Genomic DNA, 13604 nt, shown 5'->3' with positions numbered 1-13604 from the left:
ATGTACCTGTTGTAGCGGGACAATCCGGTACTTGAAAGGCCGGGAGGCCAAACCATGAACACCACAAGCTCTGCCGAACACATCCTCGAAAACGAGTCGCCGACTAGCTCGCCCTTCCTCACCGAGGAGCAGGCTGCAGCGCGACTGCAGCTATCACCCAGAACTCTCCGGAACTGGCGGAACCTCGCGCAGGGACCCGCTGCTCTGAAACTCGGAGGCGCAGTTCGGTACCACTCTGATGCACTCGACGCCTGGGCGCTCGGGAGCGCCGCCTGATGGCCCGCGCGAAGCTCAAGCCCGGTAGTTGGGGGAACATCTCGACTTCTGGCGAAGGGGACAAATGGGTCGCGAAGGCCCTGTACTGCTCCCCGCGGACCGGCATAACTCGACAGGTCACGAAGGCCGGAAGGACTCGTGAGCTGGCCGCATCGGCCCTGCTTGACCGCCTGAGGGGCGGCGACGGAAGCGTCAGCGGCGACTCCGTCCGCATAGGCGGACTAGACCCGGTCTCGAAACTCATCGAGAAAACCATGGCTCGCAAGGTGGCCGAAAAGAAGGCCGGCGCCCAGAGCATGGCTCGTTACGAGTCGACGGTACGCAACCATCTGCTTCCCAAACTCGGCGCATTCCAGGTCGACGCTTTGGATATAGTCGTGGTTGACGATTTCCTGATCACACTCAACGAAACTGCGCCGTCTGAGGCGAGACGCGCAAAAGTCCTCATCGCGGCGATGGTGAAGCTCGCCGCCACGCATAAGGCCATCCCCGACAATTTCATGGCGAGCACCTTCACGCCGCCCGCCAAGAAATACGACATCGTGATTCTGACGATGCCCCAGATTGACCGAATGCTCGGGGCGATCGACGCGTGGGGGCAAAGTCCGGATAGACGCGGCCCGCGCCCGGACGGTCGACTCGGTGAGGTCATCCGACTCGCCCTAGGTTCTGGCCTTCGAATTGGGGAGGTCGTCGGCCTCCGCCGACGCGACGTCCGGCCACCTTCAGCGGACGGTGCGCCGTGGACCGTCACCGTCGCGGGCACCATCGTCGTACCGAACCGCGGCCCAATTTTCCGCCAGGCTTGGCCCAAGACCGAGAATTCTGTCCGCACCGTTCCCGTCGCGTCCTTCGCAGCCGAGGTTCTGATGCACCGAATGTCCGAAACCAGCGACGCCGGACCGGACCAGATCCTCTTCAGCACACGCACCGGCGGGTTCGTTTCGCCCGCGAACCTGCGTCGGTCCTGGAGGAGGATTCGAAGCCAGGACGACCTCCAAGACTTGGAGCAAATCACGCCGCACGCTCTTCGTCGGACAGTCGGCACGCTTCTCGCAAAGGAGATCTCCCCGGAGTACGCAGCCAAATACCTCGGTCACGGACACGGCACCTCGGTCCTCTACGCCCACTACGTGAAATTCATAAACGAAGTGGACGATAGCGGCAGCGGAGCGCTCGACCACCTGCTGCCGCGTCGGGCGCTGAACTCCTGACGCCCTCGGATCAAATAACGAAACCCCTGCCATGTCGGCGGGGGTTTTGTTGTGTCAGCTTGGACTATTTCGGTGAGTAACCGGTGAGTTTCGCATTTGTACGCCGGGTCAAATTAGGTCTGACACCGATACAAACGCTGGTCGCAGTGCATAAAAAGTGCACCCCCCCGGACTTGAACCGGGAACCCACTGATTAAGAGTCAGTTGCTCTGCCAATTGAGCTAGAGGTGCGTTCGGTTCTCACGGCAAACGGGAGAACCAAGGGACAACATTAGCATCGCCGGGGAGGTGTCGCGAACCGTCCTCGGCAGACGGCGGATCCGTAGGATTGAGCACAGCAATCAGTGCAGTCGAAGGAGCACAGCGTGACGACATCAACCAAGCTCGAGGCCGGCCAGGCCGCCCCCGCATTCACCCTCACCGACCAGGACGGATCCCCCGTCTCCCTGAGCGATTACGCCGGCGACAAGGTCATCGTCTACTTCTACCCCGCGGCATCCACTCCCGGCTGCACGACAGAGGCCTGCGACTTCCGCGACAACATCAACTCGCTCAAGTCGGCCGGCTACACGGTGCTCGGGATCTCGAAGGATGCCGCACCGGCCCTCAAGAAATTCCAGACCGAGCAGGGACTCAATTTCCCGCTACTCAGCGACCCCGACCTCGCGGTGCACAACGCCTATGGCGCGTACGGCGAGAAGTCCCTCTACGGCAAGACCGTCACCGGCACCATCCGGTCCACCTTCGCCGTGGACGAGGCCGGCGCCATCACCCTTCCGCTCTACAACGTGAAGGCAACCGGGCACGTCGCCTCGCTGCGCAAGAAGCTGGGAATCGACGGCTGAGACCCGGCGCCCCTTCATCGATCGGGGCTACTCGACCGGGGCCTCGTCCCGGCGACGCGTCGCGGCGATCACCGACGGGGTGAAAAGCAGGATGATCACGCCCGCGGCCGGCAGGATGAGCAGCCACCCGATGTCCGGACGGGAGAACGGCGCCGAAAAACTGCCGATCCCCACGGCGATCTGGAGGATCTGCCAGGTGATCGCGCCACTACGGATCCAGGACCGGCCGCGCAGAGCATGAACGGCCATCGTGCCCACCCAGATTGCCGCCAACACGTCCAGCAGGAGCAGGGCGATCGCGGTCGCGATCGAGTCCGGACGGGCCACAAGAAGCTCGATGACGAGGTAGCACGCGACCGCGACGAGGGCCGCGCATTCGAGCGCCAGCAGGAACGCCAACAGGAGCAGAAGCGCCGGCCGGCGCGAGACTCTCGGTTCACTCATAGCTGTGGAACCCCGTCCGACTATTGATTTGCTACAACCAGTATGAGATTCTATGTGAGGTTGATTTGCACTCACAGGGCCGTGAGCATCCACCAAAACCCCCGGAAAACTTTCCCCAAGCTTGGGTCTACGACCCTGCTCAGGGCTCTATGGCCCTGCGTTCGCAACAAAAGGAGCACCCCCAGATGGACTGGCGCGACAAAGCCGCATGCCTCACGGCCGACCCCGAACTCTTCTTCCCCGTAGGGAACACCGGTCCGGCTGTCGACCAGATCGACAAGGCGAAGGCTGTTTGCGCACGCTGCAGCGTCACCGAGATGTGCCTCCAGTACGCGCTCGAGACCAGCCAGGATTCCGGTGTCTGGGGCGGACTCAGCGAAGACGAGCGTCGCGCTCTCAAGCGCCGCGCTGCTCGCGCCCGCCGCGCTTCCTAGGCGGCCGAGGGAGTCTCGATTCGGGCGCTGGAGCGCCCTACTCGACCACCGAAAACCGGCGCTAGAACGCCCTACCCGACCAGCGGAGTGGCTACTTCGTCAGCCAGGCCAGCGGAATCTCGATGGTCACCTCTGTGCCGCTGCCCACCATGGTGTGCCAGTCGATGGTGCCACCGAGTTCACCCTGAATCAGGGTGCGCACGATCTGGGTGCCGAGGCCTGAGCCGACCTTTCCCTCGGGCAGCCCACCGCCGTTGTCCCGCACCTGCACGGTGAGTGTCTCCTCGCTGCGGTCGGCGATGATCTCCACGTTGCCTTCGCGACCGGCGAGACCATGCTCGACCGCATTCGTCACGAGTTCGGTGAGCGCGAGCGAGAGTGGCGTGGCGTACTCGCTCGGCAGCGCACCGAAACTGCCGGTGAAAGTGGGATGCGCCTTCGTGTTGTGAGTGGATGCCACCTCGGCGATCAGCTTGAGCACCCGGTCGAAGACCACGTCGAAATCGACGTTCTGGTTCAGACCCTCGCTCAGGGTGTCGTGGACGACCGCGATGGCCGCGACCCGGCGCATCGCCTGGTTGAGTGAATCGCGTGCCTCGTCGGAGTGAGACCGCCTGGCCTGGATGCGCAACAGCGAAGCAACGGTCTGCAGGTTGTTCTTCACGCGGTGGTGGATCTCGCGGATGGTCGCATCCTTCGTGATCAGCTCGCGCTCCTGGTGTCGCAGCTCCGTGACATCCCGGCAGAGCACTATCGCGCCGACCCGTTCGCCGCGATCCCGGATCGGGATGGCACGCAGCGACACCGTCACCCCTTTGGCCTCGATGTCCGTGCGCCAGGGAGCGCGTCCGGTGACGACGAGCGGCAGGGATTCATCGACCACGAGCTTTCCGCTGAGCAGTGTCGTCGTCACCTCGGCGAGCGACTCGGCCTCGAGTTCACCGGCGAAGCCCATGCGGTTGAATGCGGAGAGCCCATTGGGGCTCGCGAAGGTCACGATGCCATCGACATCCAGGCGCAGGAGTCCATCTGATGCGCGCGGTGCACCGCGCCGGGGGCCGGTCGGGGCGCCGAGGTCGGGAAAGTCTCCCGCGCAGATCATGGCGAACAGGTCATTGGCGCACTCGTTGAAGGTGAGCTCCTGCCGGCTCGGCGTGCGCGCTTCGCTGAGATTGGTGTGCCTGGTGATGACGGCGATCGGATGCTCCGTGGTCTGCGAGCCCGTCACCGACAGTCGTCGAAGCACGGGTACCGCGCGCACGCGGGTGGGAGTCTCCTCGTACCAGTCGGGCGCCGCGGAGTCCACGATCTGCGCGGAACGGAATGCCTGCGTGACCTGGCCCTTCCACTCCGGCTTGATCGCCTGACCGACGAAGTCGCGGTAGAAGAGGGTTGCCGAGCTCGACGGGCGCGCATGCGCGACGGCCACGAAGTCGTCGTCGTGGGTGGGAACCCAGAGCACGATGTCGGCGAAGGCGAGGTCGGCGAGGAGCTGCCAGTCACCGACGAGGAGGTGGAGCCATTCGACATCCGCCTCGTCGGAGCGGCCCTGGGCGAGAACGAGGTCTGAGAGCGTCGACACGAGCCCCAGTTTAGGCGCGCTCGCGAGAGCCCCGGTTTCAGCCGATCACGCTCACGGTCAGGTCGGCGTCCGGCCCCCACCGGAATGCGAGGCGCGAGGAGGCGGTCACCCCGGCCGTCGCGTCGGCGGCCGTGGAGTCCACCTGGTAGTTGACCGGCGCGATGGAGAGCCCGCTGCGGGCGAAGGCCCGAACGGTCGCGCAGGCGATGACGTCGTGCCCGCTCGGTGCGGTGCTCAGCAGGCAGACCTGGTCATCGGAATCGCGGTAGGCGAACACCTGCACCCCATAGAAGGACCCGAGAAAGCGGGTGGTGTCGCGCACCTTCTGCCGCGCACCCGGCTGCCCACCGGTGAACACCGACGGGGCGATGTCGAGGGCGCCCTGCGGACGATTGAACACCTTGAGCAGACCCGCGGAGGGCGTGAGGGCCGGCGCGAGAGCGGTCGCTGTCGCCGGCACAACGGCTGCGACGAGAATTGCGGCGGTGGCGGAGAAGACCAGTACGGGGTACCGGCGCAACACTCGGGCGAACGGCCCGGACGGGGCGGATGGCACTGGCTCTGCCTCAGGCTCAGGCCCTGGCTCACGCTCTGTGTCCAACACCGCCGTGCGACGTGCCGTCGAGATGGCGTCGTCGAGCGTGTGAGCATCGCGCTCGAGGGTGCGCTCCAACAGCCGTAGCCGCGCCTCACTCTCCCCGATCCAGACGGAGCCCGAGGCATCCGCGATCTCGACCAGTGGTTCGTCTGCGATGGGGCGCCCGTAGACCCGTGCTCGCAGTTCGCCGAGCTCCACGGAGGGATCCGCAGCACCGGAGGCAGACGGCGTCGATGGGCAGAGGCGCCAGTGCAGCGCATCGTCGAGGGAACCCGGACCGGACCAGGATGCCCTGAGCGCGGCCTCGAATCCCGGCTCGGCCAGGAGCCGGGAGAGTTCGGTGCCGGACACAGCCACCGCGCGGATCGGATGATCGCCGCCCATGCCCAACAGGCTAGTCATTCCGGGCTCGCACGGAAAGGGGTCCTGCGTTACGGGGACTGAATGCGGGACAATGGGGCGGATGCGCGGATCTCACCGCGCCCGGTGTGAGGAGCACACATGGCAGAGAAATCGGCAAAGAAGTCGGTCGCCAAGAAGCTGAAGTCGGCGAAGAAGGCGATTGCTAAGAAGCCCATCGCAAAGAAGGCGGTCGCGAAGAAGCCCATGGCGAAGAAAGCCGTCGCAAAGAAATCATCCGACTCGAAGGCTGCCCGGTCCGAGCTGAAGAAGCTCCTGGTCAAGGCGGAGAAACGGGCCGCCAAGGCAGGCGAGAGAGCGTCCGCTGAGGCAAAGTCCCTGAAGAAGGCCGCGTCGAAGAAGACGTCGGCCGTGAAGAAGGATGCGGCGGCTCTCGTGAAGGCGGTCAAGAAGGACGCTGCGGCCACGGTCAAGACGGCGAAGAAGGATGCCGCAACGGTCGTTGCCGAGGCCAAGAAGGCGACACCGGTTCGCGCGCCGCGCACCCGGGTCGCGACGCCGACGACACCATCGTCCGCGCTGACCGTCGTGGCCCTGCGGGCGCGCGCCCGTGCGGCTGGAATCGTCGGTTATTCACGCATGAGAAAGGACGATCTGCTGGCGAGCCTCAACTCGAAGTAGCTCCGGGGCGGGGTCACGCCCGCACCGCAGCAGTGCGCCGGCGCCACCCGCGTCGCACCACGGGAGGCGGCTGTGGCAGGATGCACTCGCGCACGAAAGCCGCGACGGCCGCGCGCGCCGGTGACCTGGGGGCGACATCCACAATGCTGCGTCCGGTGAGGATCGCCGCGTCGAACGCCGGGAGGTCATAGGGCACGAGCACGGGACTCGAGATGCCGCCGAAGCGCTGCAGCGTCTGGCGCACCTGCCCGGATGCCCCTGGCCCGATCGCACTCTCGCGCACCCTGTTCATCACCACGGTCACCCGATCGGTATCGATGGTCTCGAGCAGGTCGACGTGGGCGCGCAGGAAGCGGGAGAGACCGACCGGATCGGCCGCTCCGACAGCGATCACCTCATCCGCGGCCCGCAGGGCGGCGATGGTCGCTCCGTTGCGTCTCGGCGCGAACAGGTCGCTGCTGATCTCCTCGTCGTTTTCCAGGCTCGCACCGGTATCGAGAATCGTGTAGTCGACCCAATCCCGGCAGGCCCGGATGGCCGCGGTCACCCGCTCCCCCGAGAGCTCTGGCCATCGGCTCGGTCTGCCGATCCCGGTGAGCACCCAGAAGCTGCCGCGAGCGGTGAGGTAGCGCTGGCCGATCCGCTCGAGTTCCGGTTGGGTGAGGGCATCCGCCCCGGCGAGCCGACAGGCCGCCGCGAAACCGGGCGCCTCGTCGAGCAGGCCGAGGGCAGGCGCGATCGAACCACTGTGCGTATCGACGTCCGCGACCACGACGGTGGCGCCCGACGCGGCAAGTTCGGCGGCGAGACAGATCGACATCGAGGTGCGCCCCGGTGCTCCGGCGGGGCCCCAGACCGCGATCACCGTTCCGTTTCGGGGTGCCGATGCGACCTCACCGGTGCCCGACTTGTCGGCAAGGAGCATCCCGACTTCGGACCATTCGGCGTCAGCGGCGACGACCTCGAGAAGACCGAGGCCCGCGGCATAGCGCCGATCGGCATCGGATTCGACGAGGGCGATGATGCGTACCCCCACGGCATCCGCCTCGACCATCAGGCGGTCGTTCAAGTACCGGGTGGATGCCGCGACGATCGCGCAATCGGGGGCGGTGTGCACCAGCTGGGAGGCCAGTTCGTCGGCGCTGGAACAGCGGATCGAGAGTTCGAAGCCGTGTCGTGCGAGCTGCATCGCGGTGCTGTCTTCGAGCTCGAGCGGGAGGGCGAGGGCGACTGTCGGCATCGGTCATCCCTTCGCGGGGATGCTTGTGGGCACCAACAACAGGGCATCGGCGTTGGCGATCGCCTCCAGGACCGCGGCGATCTTCGTGCGCGGAACCAGGAGCTCCACCGACTGGACGGTGCGGTCCACGATCACCCCGTCTTTCGCTATCACCCGCACCACGGTCGCAGAATCGACCAACACGGAGGGCGGACCGAAGACGTTGTTGTCGGTTTCTTTCGCGTTCCAGAGATCGACGACGCTGCCCTCTGCAATGGATCGGGCGAGTTCGCCGTTCACTCCGACCACGACCGAAGCCCCCACCGCGCCGGCGACCTCCCCGACCGCCGACGATGGCACGAGCTCTCCCGCCGACACGGGTCGTGTGACGACGAATCCCTCTTGCGGGACATCGCCATCGCGGAGGTATTGGGCGCCGAGGGATCCCAGTCGAACGCTGCGGGCATCCAGGTCGGCGGCCTTCACCCGATCGCCGGGAATGAGGGTGGAACGGGCCGCGTAGACCAGCACACTGCTGTCGGCTGCAGTGACCACGCCGACGACTCCGAGCACCGACACGATCACGAGACCGACGCCGATCGCAAAGCGGGGATCGAACCAGAACGATCGCGGAGCACGATCCGAGTCGGATCGGCTCCGACCGAATCCCGGGGCCTTGGGCGTGCGCCTCGGCGCCTGTACGGTGCTCACCAGTTGCCTCCTCGCCCACGCGGCCGCGCCGCAGGATTCCATGGTCCCGACCATCGCACTCCCCCGCGAAAGTTATCCACAGCCCCGTCGCGCGGATTGTGCGAGATCCATAATCGAGGGATGACGCCGCACTCGGATCCCCCCGGCCAGGATGCCGCGCTTGGCCGCTTCCTGACTCTCGCCGACACTGCCGACCTGCTCAATGTCTCTGCGAGCCAGGCCTACGCCCTCGTGCGATCCGGGGAGCTTCCGGCGATCAAAGTGGGCGGCCACGGTCACTGGCGCGTGGAGCGGGCCGTACTGGAGTCCTACATCGACGCCAAGTACGAGGAATCGAGGCGGAGGAGTCTCTGGCAGCAATCGGACTACGCGAGTCTCTCGGAGTACTCCTTCGGACTGCGGGGCGCCGCCGGCGCCGCATCACCCGAATAGCGGTTACAGTCTCACGAGCAGCACTCGCGAGAACGGCACGACCTGGTAGTGGGTCACGAGGCGCTCACGCCGCGCCGAGCCGACTTCGTGCACCGCGAGGTCCAGATGATCTCTTCCGACCCGATCGATGGTGCCGCTGACGACCCCGTCGTGCAGGACGAGTTCCACGGCTTGCCGGCGCCGGCACAGGTCGCGCAGCACGAAGGCGAGACCAAGCCGCCGGGACAGTCCCCGTTCGCTCTCCGGGGTGGTGGCATCCTCGAGACTGGTGCTCACCTGTGCGCGGCTGAGCCTCACGCCGGCGATCGCGTCGAGCGGCAGGATGAACTGGGCGCGGCGGGAGGACGCGTCGACCACATCCCCCGAGACCCAGTCCCGTCCGAATGTTCGCAGCGACAGCTCGAGTGTCACCCCGTTGGAGAGGGATACCCTCACCGGTTCGGAGCACTCACCCCGGCTCAGCGCCCGAAGGCGATCACGCAGACTGAGACGGCCGAGGCGCAGCCGTTCCTCCTCTGCACGCAGGTCGATCTCCTCGGCACCGAGCTCCTGCTCGAGCTGGCCCTCGAGATCGTCGAACAGGTTGTCCCAGCGCATGACGCGACGCTAGCGGGTGAGCATCCCTATCGAGCAGGTTATCCACACCCCCGCGTTGGGGCATGGACAGCATGCCCCCGCAACTGCTTTAGTGTGCTCACCCCCAATACGGGGGTAGACCCGTTCTTCACCCTCACCCGTGGGAACCGCATATGAGCGATGCACTTCCAGCACAGCACCGGGCACTCCCCGCGCCGGTCGAAGCGCTGCCGAGCAAAGTCATCCGGTCGCCGTTCCAGCCGGACGAGTTCTTCGGCTCGCAACCCGCGACGCGGGCCACCCTGCCCGATCCCCAACCTCTGCTGGAGAACCTCACCCGCTGCGTCATCGAGATCCTCGCCGGGGCCCGTGAGCTGGAGCAGATCTCCCGCTGGGTCACCGACGACGTCTATCGTCATCTTCTCAAGCGTGTCGTCTTGTCGACGCGCGCCCGCCAGGCCACCGGTCAGGTCGTGCGTCGGCCTACCTTCTCCATCGGATCGACGTCGGTGTGCGAACCTCGCGACGGGGTCGTCGAAGCCGTGGTCATCGTGCACGGCCGCGCCCGCACGAGGGCGGTGGCCTTCCGGCTGGAAGGCCTCGACAGTCGCTGGCGCGCGACCGCCATCAACGTTCTGTAGAAACGCTCCCTGGCCTAGCGCTCGGGGTGCTCGTCATCGTCGTCATCGAGTTCGGCGAGGGCCCCATCGCGGGACTCGCTTGCCTTGACCACGACGCGGTCACGTGCTTCCTCGCCGCGTTCGCGCAGCTCGGCGGCCGTGCTCGAGACGCGCTCCCGAAGCTCCTCCGCGGTCTCGGTGGTGCGACCCGCGACATCCTTCGCCATTCCGGTGGTTCGGTCGGCAACGTCGCGCGACATCGTGGTCGTCTTGCCGGCGACATCCTTCGCCACGCTGGAGACCCGCTCGGCGATGTCGGTGGCCACCGTGGCCGTGCGGTCCGCAACGGCCCGGGCGGCATCCGCCGTCGCTCGCGCGCCATCCGTCACCGCAGCAGGGGTGGCTTTGGCGATCGACTCCGCCTTCGCCCGCACCACCGGGGCCTGCTGGCGGGCGTATCCTTCGACCTCGGTGCGGGTCTTGCGCACACCGGGGCTCTGCCACAGCCGCTGGCCCGCGCGCTTGATCTGCTCGTAGCGTTCACGGCCCGCGCGAGCTCCGAGGACATAACCGACAGCGAGCCCGATGACGAGCAGGAACTTGGATCTCATGAGACCAGCCTATTGAGTGCAGTCGGAAGCGCGAGGGGGTTGACGCTCAACGGATCGGTGGTCCGACGCCGGGAGGCGGAGGATCAGCCCTTGCGCTTGTCTTGCGCGCGCCGCTCGGCCCGGTTCGTCGGGGCGGCGCCCGCGCCACCCTGGCCGAATGCGCCACGCTGGCCCTCGGCGGTGGCAGCCTTGCCGAAGGCCGATCCCGCGCCCGCCGCCTCCTGTGCTTCCTGCGCCTTGGCTGTCGAGGCCCGATCGAGCTGGCCGCGCGCATTGCGCACCTCCACCTCGCCCTGGTTGTCGGCATCCGGCGCGGAATAGCTCAGTCGTTCGGCCGGGGCGGCGTTTCCCGTGAGGCCCTTTGCCGCGACGGTCGGAACAGCGGCGGTGGCCTCGCCCCCGGTCACCTCGACCTCGAGGTTGAACAGGAACCCGACGGATTCCTCGCGGATCTGGCCCATCATGCTCTGGTACAGCGCGAAACCCTCACGCTGGTACTCCACGAGGGGATCGCGCTGCGCCATCGCGCGCAGCCCGATGCCGTCCTTGAGGTAGTCCATCTCGTAGAGGTGATCGCGCCAGCGACGGTCGATCACGGAGAGCACAACGCGACGCTCGAGCTCGCGCATGGCCGGTTCGCCGAGTGCGGTCGTGCGGGCGGCGTACTGCACCCGGGCATCCGAGAGGATCTCCTCGGTGAGGAAGGCCGTAGTGACGCGGTTGCGGGATCCGGCCTCACTGAGCAGCTCATCGATGGTGATCGACACCGGGTAGAGCGTGCCGAGCTCGGTCCAGAGGGCTTCGAAGTCCCAGTCGTCGGCGTGCCCGTCCGAGGTGTGCACGTCCACGACCTCGGTGATCACATCTTCGAGGAACTTGGAAGTGCGGTCCTGCAGGTCATCACCCTCGAGAATGTGGCGACGGTCACCGTAGATCGCTTCGCGCTGGCGGTTGAGAACGTCGTCGTACTTGAGCACGTTCTTGCGGATCTCCGCGTTGCGGGACTCGACTTGGCTCTGGGCACTGCGGATGGCACGGCTCACCACCTTCGACTCGATGGCCAGGTCATCCGGAACGCTGCCGCGACCCATCAGGGACTCGGCCGCGGCGGAGTTGAACAGTCGCATCAGGTCATCGGTGAGAGACAGGTAGAAGCGGCTCTCACCCGGGTCGCCCTGACGACCGGAGCGTCCGCGAAGCTGGTTGTCGATGCGGCGGGACTCGTGGCGCTCGGTGCCGAGAACATAGAGCCCTCCGGCGGCGACCACCTTCTCGGCCTCCTCCTGCACGACGCTCTTGACCCGGTCGAAGACCGTGTCCCACTCCTTCTCGTACTCCTCCGGAGTGTCGACCGGGCTGAGGCCCCGCTGGTTCATCTCGGCGACGGCGAGGAACTCCGCATTGCCTCCGAGCATGACGTCGGTGCCTCGGCCTGCCATGTTGGTGGCCACCGTGACGGAACCGAGGCGTCCGGCCTGGGCGACGATCGCGGCTTCGCGAGCGTGGTTCTTGGCGTTGAGCACCTCGTGCTTCACGCCGCGCTTGGCGAGCAGTTTCGAGAGGTACTCGCTCTTCTCGACGCTCGTCGTGCCCACGAGCACGGGCTGGCCCTTGTCGTGGCGAAGCACGATGTCTTCGACGACCTGGCCGAACTTGGCCTCTTCGTTCTTGTAGACGAGGTCGGACTTGTCCATGCGCTGCATCGGCTTGTTCGTGGGGATGGAGACCACGCCGAGCTTGTAGGTGGCCATGAACTCTGCGGCTTCGGTCTCGGCCGTTCCGGTCATCCCGGAGAGCTTCTTGTAGAGGCGGAAGTAGTTCTGCAGCGTGACGGTCGCGAGGGTCTGGTTCTCTGCCTTGACCTCGACGCCCTCCTTGGCCTCGATCGCCTGGTGGATGCCCTCGTTGTAGCGACGTCCCATCAGGATGCGGCCGGTGTGCTCATCCACGATCAGCACCTCGCCGTTCATCACGACGTAGTCCTTGTCCTTCTTGAACAGGGCCGATGCCTTGATCGAGTTGTTGAGGAAGGAGATGAGCGGGGTGTTCGCCGACTCGTAGAGGTTGTCGATGCCGAGGTAGTCTTCGACCTTCTCGATGCCGGGCTCGAGCACGCCGACGGTGCGCTTCTTCTCGTCGACCTCGTAGTCCACCTCCGGAACCAGCTTGGTTGCGAGGTTCGCGAACTCGGCGAACCAGCGATTCGCCTCGCCCGATGCCGGACCGGAGATGATGAGCGGCGTGCGGGCCTCGTCGATGAGGATCGAGTCCACCTCGTCGACGATCGCGTAATTGTGACCGCGCTGCACCATGTCGCTGGCCTGCCAGGCCATGTTGTCGCGCAGGTAGTCGAATCCGAATTCGTTGTTCGTGCCGTACGTGATGTCTGCGGAGTACTGCTCCGCTCGCTCCTGCGGCGTCTGGCCGGACAGGATGACGCCGGTGGACATCCCGAGGGCGCGGAAGATACGACCCATGAGCTCGGACTGGTAGCTGGCGAGGTAGTCGTTGACCGTGATCACGTGGACGCCGCGGGACGGGATGGCGTTGAGGTAGGCGGCGAGGGTCGCCACGAGGGTCTTGCCCTCCCCGGTCTTCATCTCCGCGATGTTGCCGAGGTGCAGCGCTGCGCCACCCATGAGCTGAACGTCGAAATGGCGCATCCCGAGGGTGCGCTTGGCCGCTTCACGGACGGCGGCGAACGCTTCGGGCAGAAGGTCCTCGAGCGACTCACCGTTCGAGTAGCGCTCGCGGAACTCCACGGTCTCGTTCTTCAGGTCCTCGTCACTGAGTGCACTGAAGTCGTCTTCCAGGTGGTTGACCGCTTGCGCGTATCGCTCCAACCGTCGAAGGACTCGACCCTCGCCGACACGGAGGACCTTTTCGAGAACGTTGGCCACTGCTAACTCCAGATGAATGTGGGATACGCCACGACAGCGCCGCGGAGCGGCGCCTGTGACCAGTTCGTAATAGTAACAAGACTAGCCGGTGGCATAGCTGT

General features: G+C 66.0%; 15 protein-coding genes and 1 tRNA gene. 7 read left to right on the top strand and 9 right to left on the bottom strand.

Going from position 1 to position 13604, the window contains the following annotated elements:
- Window positions 1-54 precede the first annotated feature (54 nt).
- Window positions 55-276, top strand: coding sequence for a helix-turn-helix transcriptional regulator (locus VLI63_RS14865; RefSeq protein ID WP_409157635.1), 222 nt, complete (start codon window positions 55-57; stop codon window positions 274-276).
- Window positions 276-1490 (top strand): tyrosine-type recombinase/integrase, encoded by a 1215-nt coding sequence (locus VLI63_RS14860; RefSeq protein ID WP_409157634.1) that lies wholly within the window; start codon window positions 276-278, stop codon window positions 1488-1490. The genes VLI63_RS14865 and VLI63_RS14860 overlap by 1 nt, the downstream gene beginning before the upstream one ends.
- Before the next feature lie 158 nt (window positions 1491-1648).
- Here the strand turns inward: VLI63_RS14860 and VLI63_RS14855 are convergent.
- Window positions 1649-1721: transfer RNA gene (locus VLI63_RS14855), tRNA-Lys, on the bottom strand.
- Window positions 1722-1855: 134 nt separating this feature from the next.
- Here VLI63_RS14855 and bcp point away from each other — a divergent pair.
- Complete coding sequence (gene bcp / locus VLI63_RS14850) at window positions 1856-2335, top strand: thioredoxin-dependent thiol peroxidase (RefSeq protein ID WP_409157633.1); 480 nt, start codon at window positions 1856-1858, stop codon at window positions 2333-2335.
- A gap of 27 nt (window positions 2336-2362) precedes the next feature.
- Here the strand turns inward: bcp and VLI63_RS14845 are convergent, their stop codons facing one another.
- A complete protein-coding gene (locus tag VLI63_RS14845; protein ID WP_409157632.1) occupies window positions 2363-2779 on the bottom strand; it encodes a hypothetical protein in 417 nt (138 codons plus the stop codon).
- A 185-nt stretch (window positions 2780-2964) separates the two neighbouring features.
- Between VLI63_RS14845 and VLI63_RS14840 the strand changes: the two genes are divergently transcribed.
- Window positions 2965-3213 carry a WhiB family transcriptional regulator gene (locus VLI63_RS14840; protein WP_147784762.1) on the top strand — a complete coding sequence of 83 codons (249 nt, stop codon included), beginning with the start codon at window positions 2965-2967 and terminating at the stop codon, window positions 3211-3213.
- Between the two features lie 91 nt (window positions 3214-3304).
- On the opposite strand, the gene VLI63_RS14835 is transcribed toward VLI63_RS14840, so the two are convergent.
- Both VLI63_RS14835 and VLI63_RS14830 read right to left on the bottom strand, forming a co-directional pair.
- A complete protein-coding gene (locus tag VLI63_RS14835; RefSeq protein WP_409157631.1) occupies window positions 3305-4795 on the bottom strand; it encodes a sensor histidine kinase in 1491 nt (496 codons plus the stop codon).
- A gap of 37 nt (window positions 4796-4832) precedes the next feature.
- A complete protein-coding gene (locus VLI63_RS14830) occupies window positions 4833-5777 on the bottom strand; it encodes a hypothetical protein (RefSeq protein WP_409157630.1) in 945 nt (314 codons plus the stop codon).
- Window positions 5778-5894: 117 nt separating this feature from the next.
- On the opposite strand from VLI63_RS14830, the gene VLI63_RS14825 reads away from it, so the two are divergent.
- Window positions 5895-6434, top strand: a complete 540-nt coding sequence (locus tag VLI63_RS14825) for a hypothetical protein (protein WP_409157629.1) — start codon at window positions 5895-5897, stop codon at window positions 6432-6434.
- A gap of 13 nt (window positions 6435-6447) precedes the next feature.
- On the opposite strand, the gene VLI63_RS14820 is transcribed toward VLI63_RS14825, so the two are convergent.
- Entirely contained in the window at window positions 6448-7674 is a 1227-nt protein-coding gene (locus VLI63_RS14820; protein ID WP_409157628.1) for a CpaE family protein, read from the bottom strand.
- A gap of 3 nt (window positions 7675-7677) precedes the next feature.
- Window positions 7678-8364 carry an SAF domain-containing protein gene (locus VLI63_RS14815; RefSeq protein WP_409157627.1) on the bottom strand — a complete coding sequence of 229 codons (687 nt, stop codon included), beginning with the start codon at window positions 8362-8364 and terminating at the stop codon, window positions 7678-7680.
- 120 nt (window positions 8365-8484) lie between these two features.
- On the opposite strand from VLI63_RS14815, the gene VLI63_RS14810 reads away from it, so the two are divergent.
- Window positions 8485-8796 carry a helix-turn-helix domain-containing protein gene (locus tag VLI63_RS14810; protein ID WP_409157626.1) on the top strand — a complete coding sequence of 104 codons (312 nt, stop codon included), beginning with the start codon at window positions 8485-8487 and terminating at the stop codon, window positions 8794-8796.
- 3 nt (window positions 8797-8799) lie between these two features.
- On the opposite strand, the gene VLI63_RS14805 is transcribed toward VLI63_RS14810, so the two are convergent.
- A complete protein-coding gene (locus tag VLI63_RS14805; protein WP_409157625.1) occupies window positions 8800-9393 on the bottom strand; it encodes a hypothetical protein in 594 nt (197 codons plus the stop codon).
- A gap of 152 nt (window positions 9394-9545) precedes the next feature.
- Here VLI63_RS14805 and VLI63_RS14800 point away from each other — a divergent pair, with 152 nt between their 5' ends.
- Window positions 9546-10013: an Rv3235 family protein gene (locus VLI63_RS14800; protein WP_409157624.1), complete on the top strand. Its 468-nt coding sequence runs from the start codon at window positions 9546-9548 to the stop codon at window positions 10011-10013.
- A gap of 14 nt (window positions 10014-10027) precedes the next feature.
- On the opposite strand, the gene VLI63_RS14795 is transcribed toward VLI63_RS14800, so the two are convergent.
- Window positions 10028-10603 (bottom strand): protoporphyrinogen oxidase, encoded by a 576-nt coding sequence (locus VLI63_RS14795; protein ID WP_409157623.1) that lies wholly within the window; start codon window positions 10601-10603, stop codon window positions 10028-10030.
- 83 nt (window positions 10604-10686) lie between these two features.
- Window positions 10687-13503, bottom strand: a complete 2817-nt coding sequence (gene secA / locus VLI63_RS14790; RefSeq protein WP_409157622.1) for a preprotein translocase subunit SecA — start codon at window positions 13501-13503, stop codon at window positions 10687-10689.
- Window positions 13504-13604: the final 101 nt, after the last annotated feature.

It is taken from the genome of Lacisediminihabitans sp. H27-G8 (assembly GCF_046156175.1).
GTDB lineage: Bacteria > Actinomycetota > Actinomycetes > Actinomycetales > Microbacteriaceae > Lacisediminihabitans.
This window is presented reverse-complemented; position numbering and strand designations above follow the sequence as displayed.

Bases quoted from the DNA above. Each gene is read 5' to 3' on its own strand.
- VLI63_RS14830 (WP_409157630.1), bottom strand. From the start codon at position 5,777: ATGGGCGGCGATCATCCGATCCGCGCGGTGGCTGTGTCCGGCACCGAA.
- VLI63_RS14820 (WP_409157628.1), bottom strand. From the start codon at position 7,674: ATGCCGACAGTCGCCCTCGCCCTCCCGCTCGAGCTCGAAGACAGCACC.
- VLI63_RS14795 (WP_409157623.1), bottom strand. From the start codon at position 10,603: ATGAGATCCAAGTTCCTGCTCGTCATCGGGCTCGCTGTCGGTTATGTC.
- VLI63_RS14825 (WP_409157629.1), top strand. From the start codon at position 5,895: ATGGCAGAGAAATCGGCAAAGAAGTCGGTCGCCAAGAAGCTGAAGTCG.
- VLI63_RS14800 (WP_409157624.1), top strand. From the start codon at position 9,546: ATGAGCGATGCACTTCCAGCACAGCACCGGGCACTCCCCGCGCCGGTC.
- VLI63_RS14865 (WP_409157635.1), top strand. From the start codon at position 55: ATGAACACCACAAGCTCTGCCGAACACATCCTCGAAAACGAGTCGCCG.
- VLI63_RS14840 (WP_147784762.1), top strand. From the start codon at position 2,965: ATGGACTGGCGCGACAAAGCCGCATGCCTCACGGCCGACCCCGAACTC.
- VLI63_RS14845 (WP_409157632.1), bottom strand. From the start codon at position 2,779: ATGAGTGAACCGAGAGTCTCGCGCCGGCCGGCGCTTCTGCTCCTGTTG.
- VLI63_RS14810 (WP_409157626.1), top strand. From the start codon at position 8,485: ATGACGCCGCACTCGGATCCCCCCGGCCAGGATGCCGCGCTTGGCCGC.
- VLI63_RS14805 (WP_409157625.1), bottom strand. From the start codon at position 9,393: ATGCGCTGGGACAACCTGTTCGACGATCTCGAGGGCCAGCTCGAGCAG.
- VLI63_RS14860 (WP_409157634.1), top strand. From the start codon at position 276: ATGGCCCGCGCGAAGCTCAAGCCCGGTAGTTGGGGGAACATCTCGACT.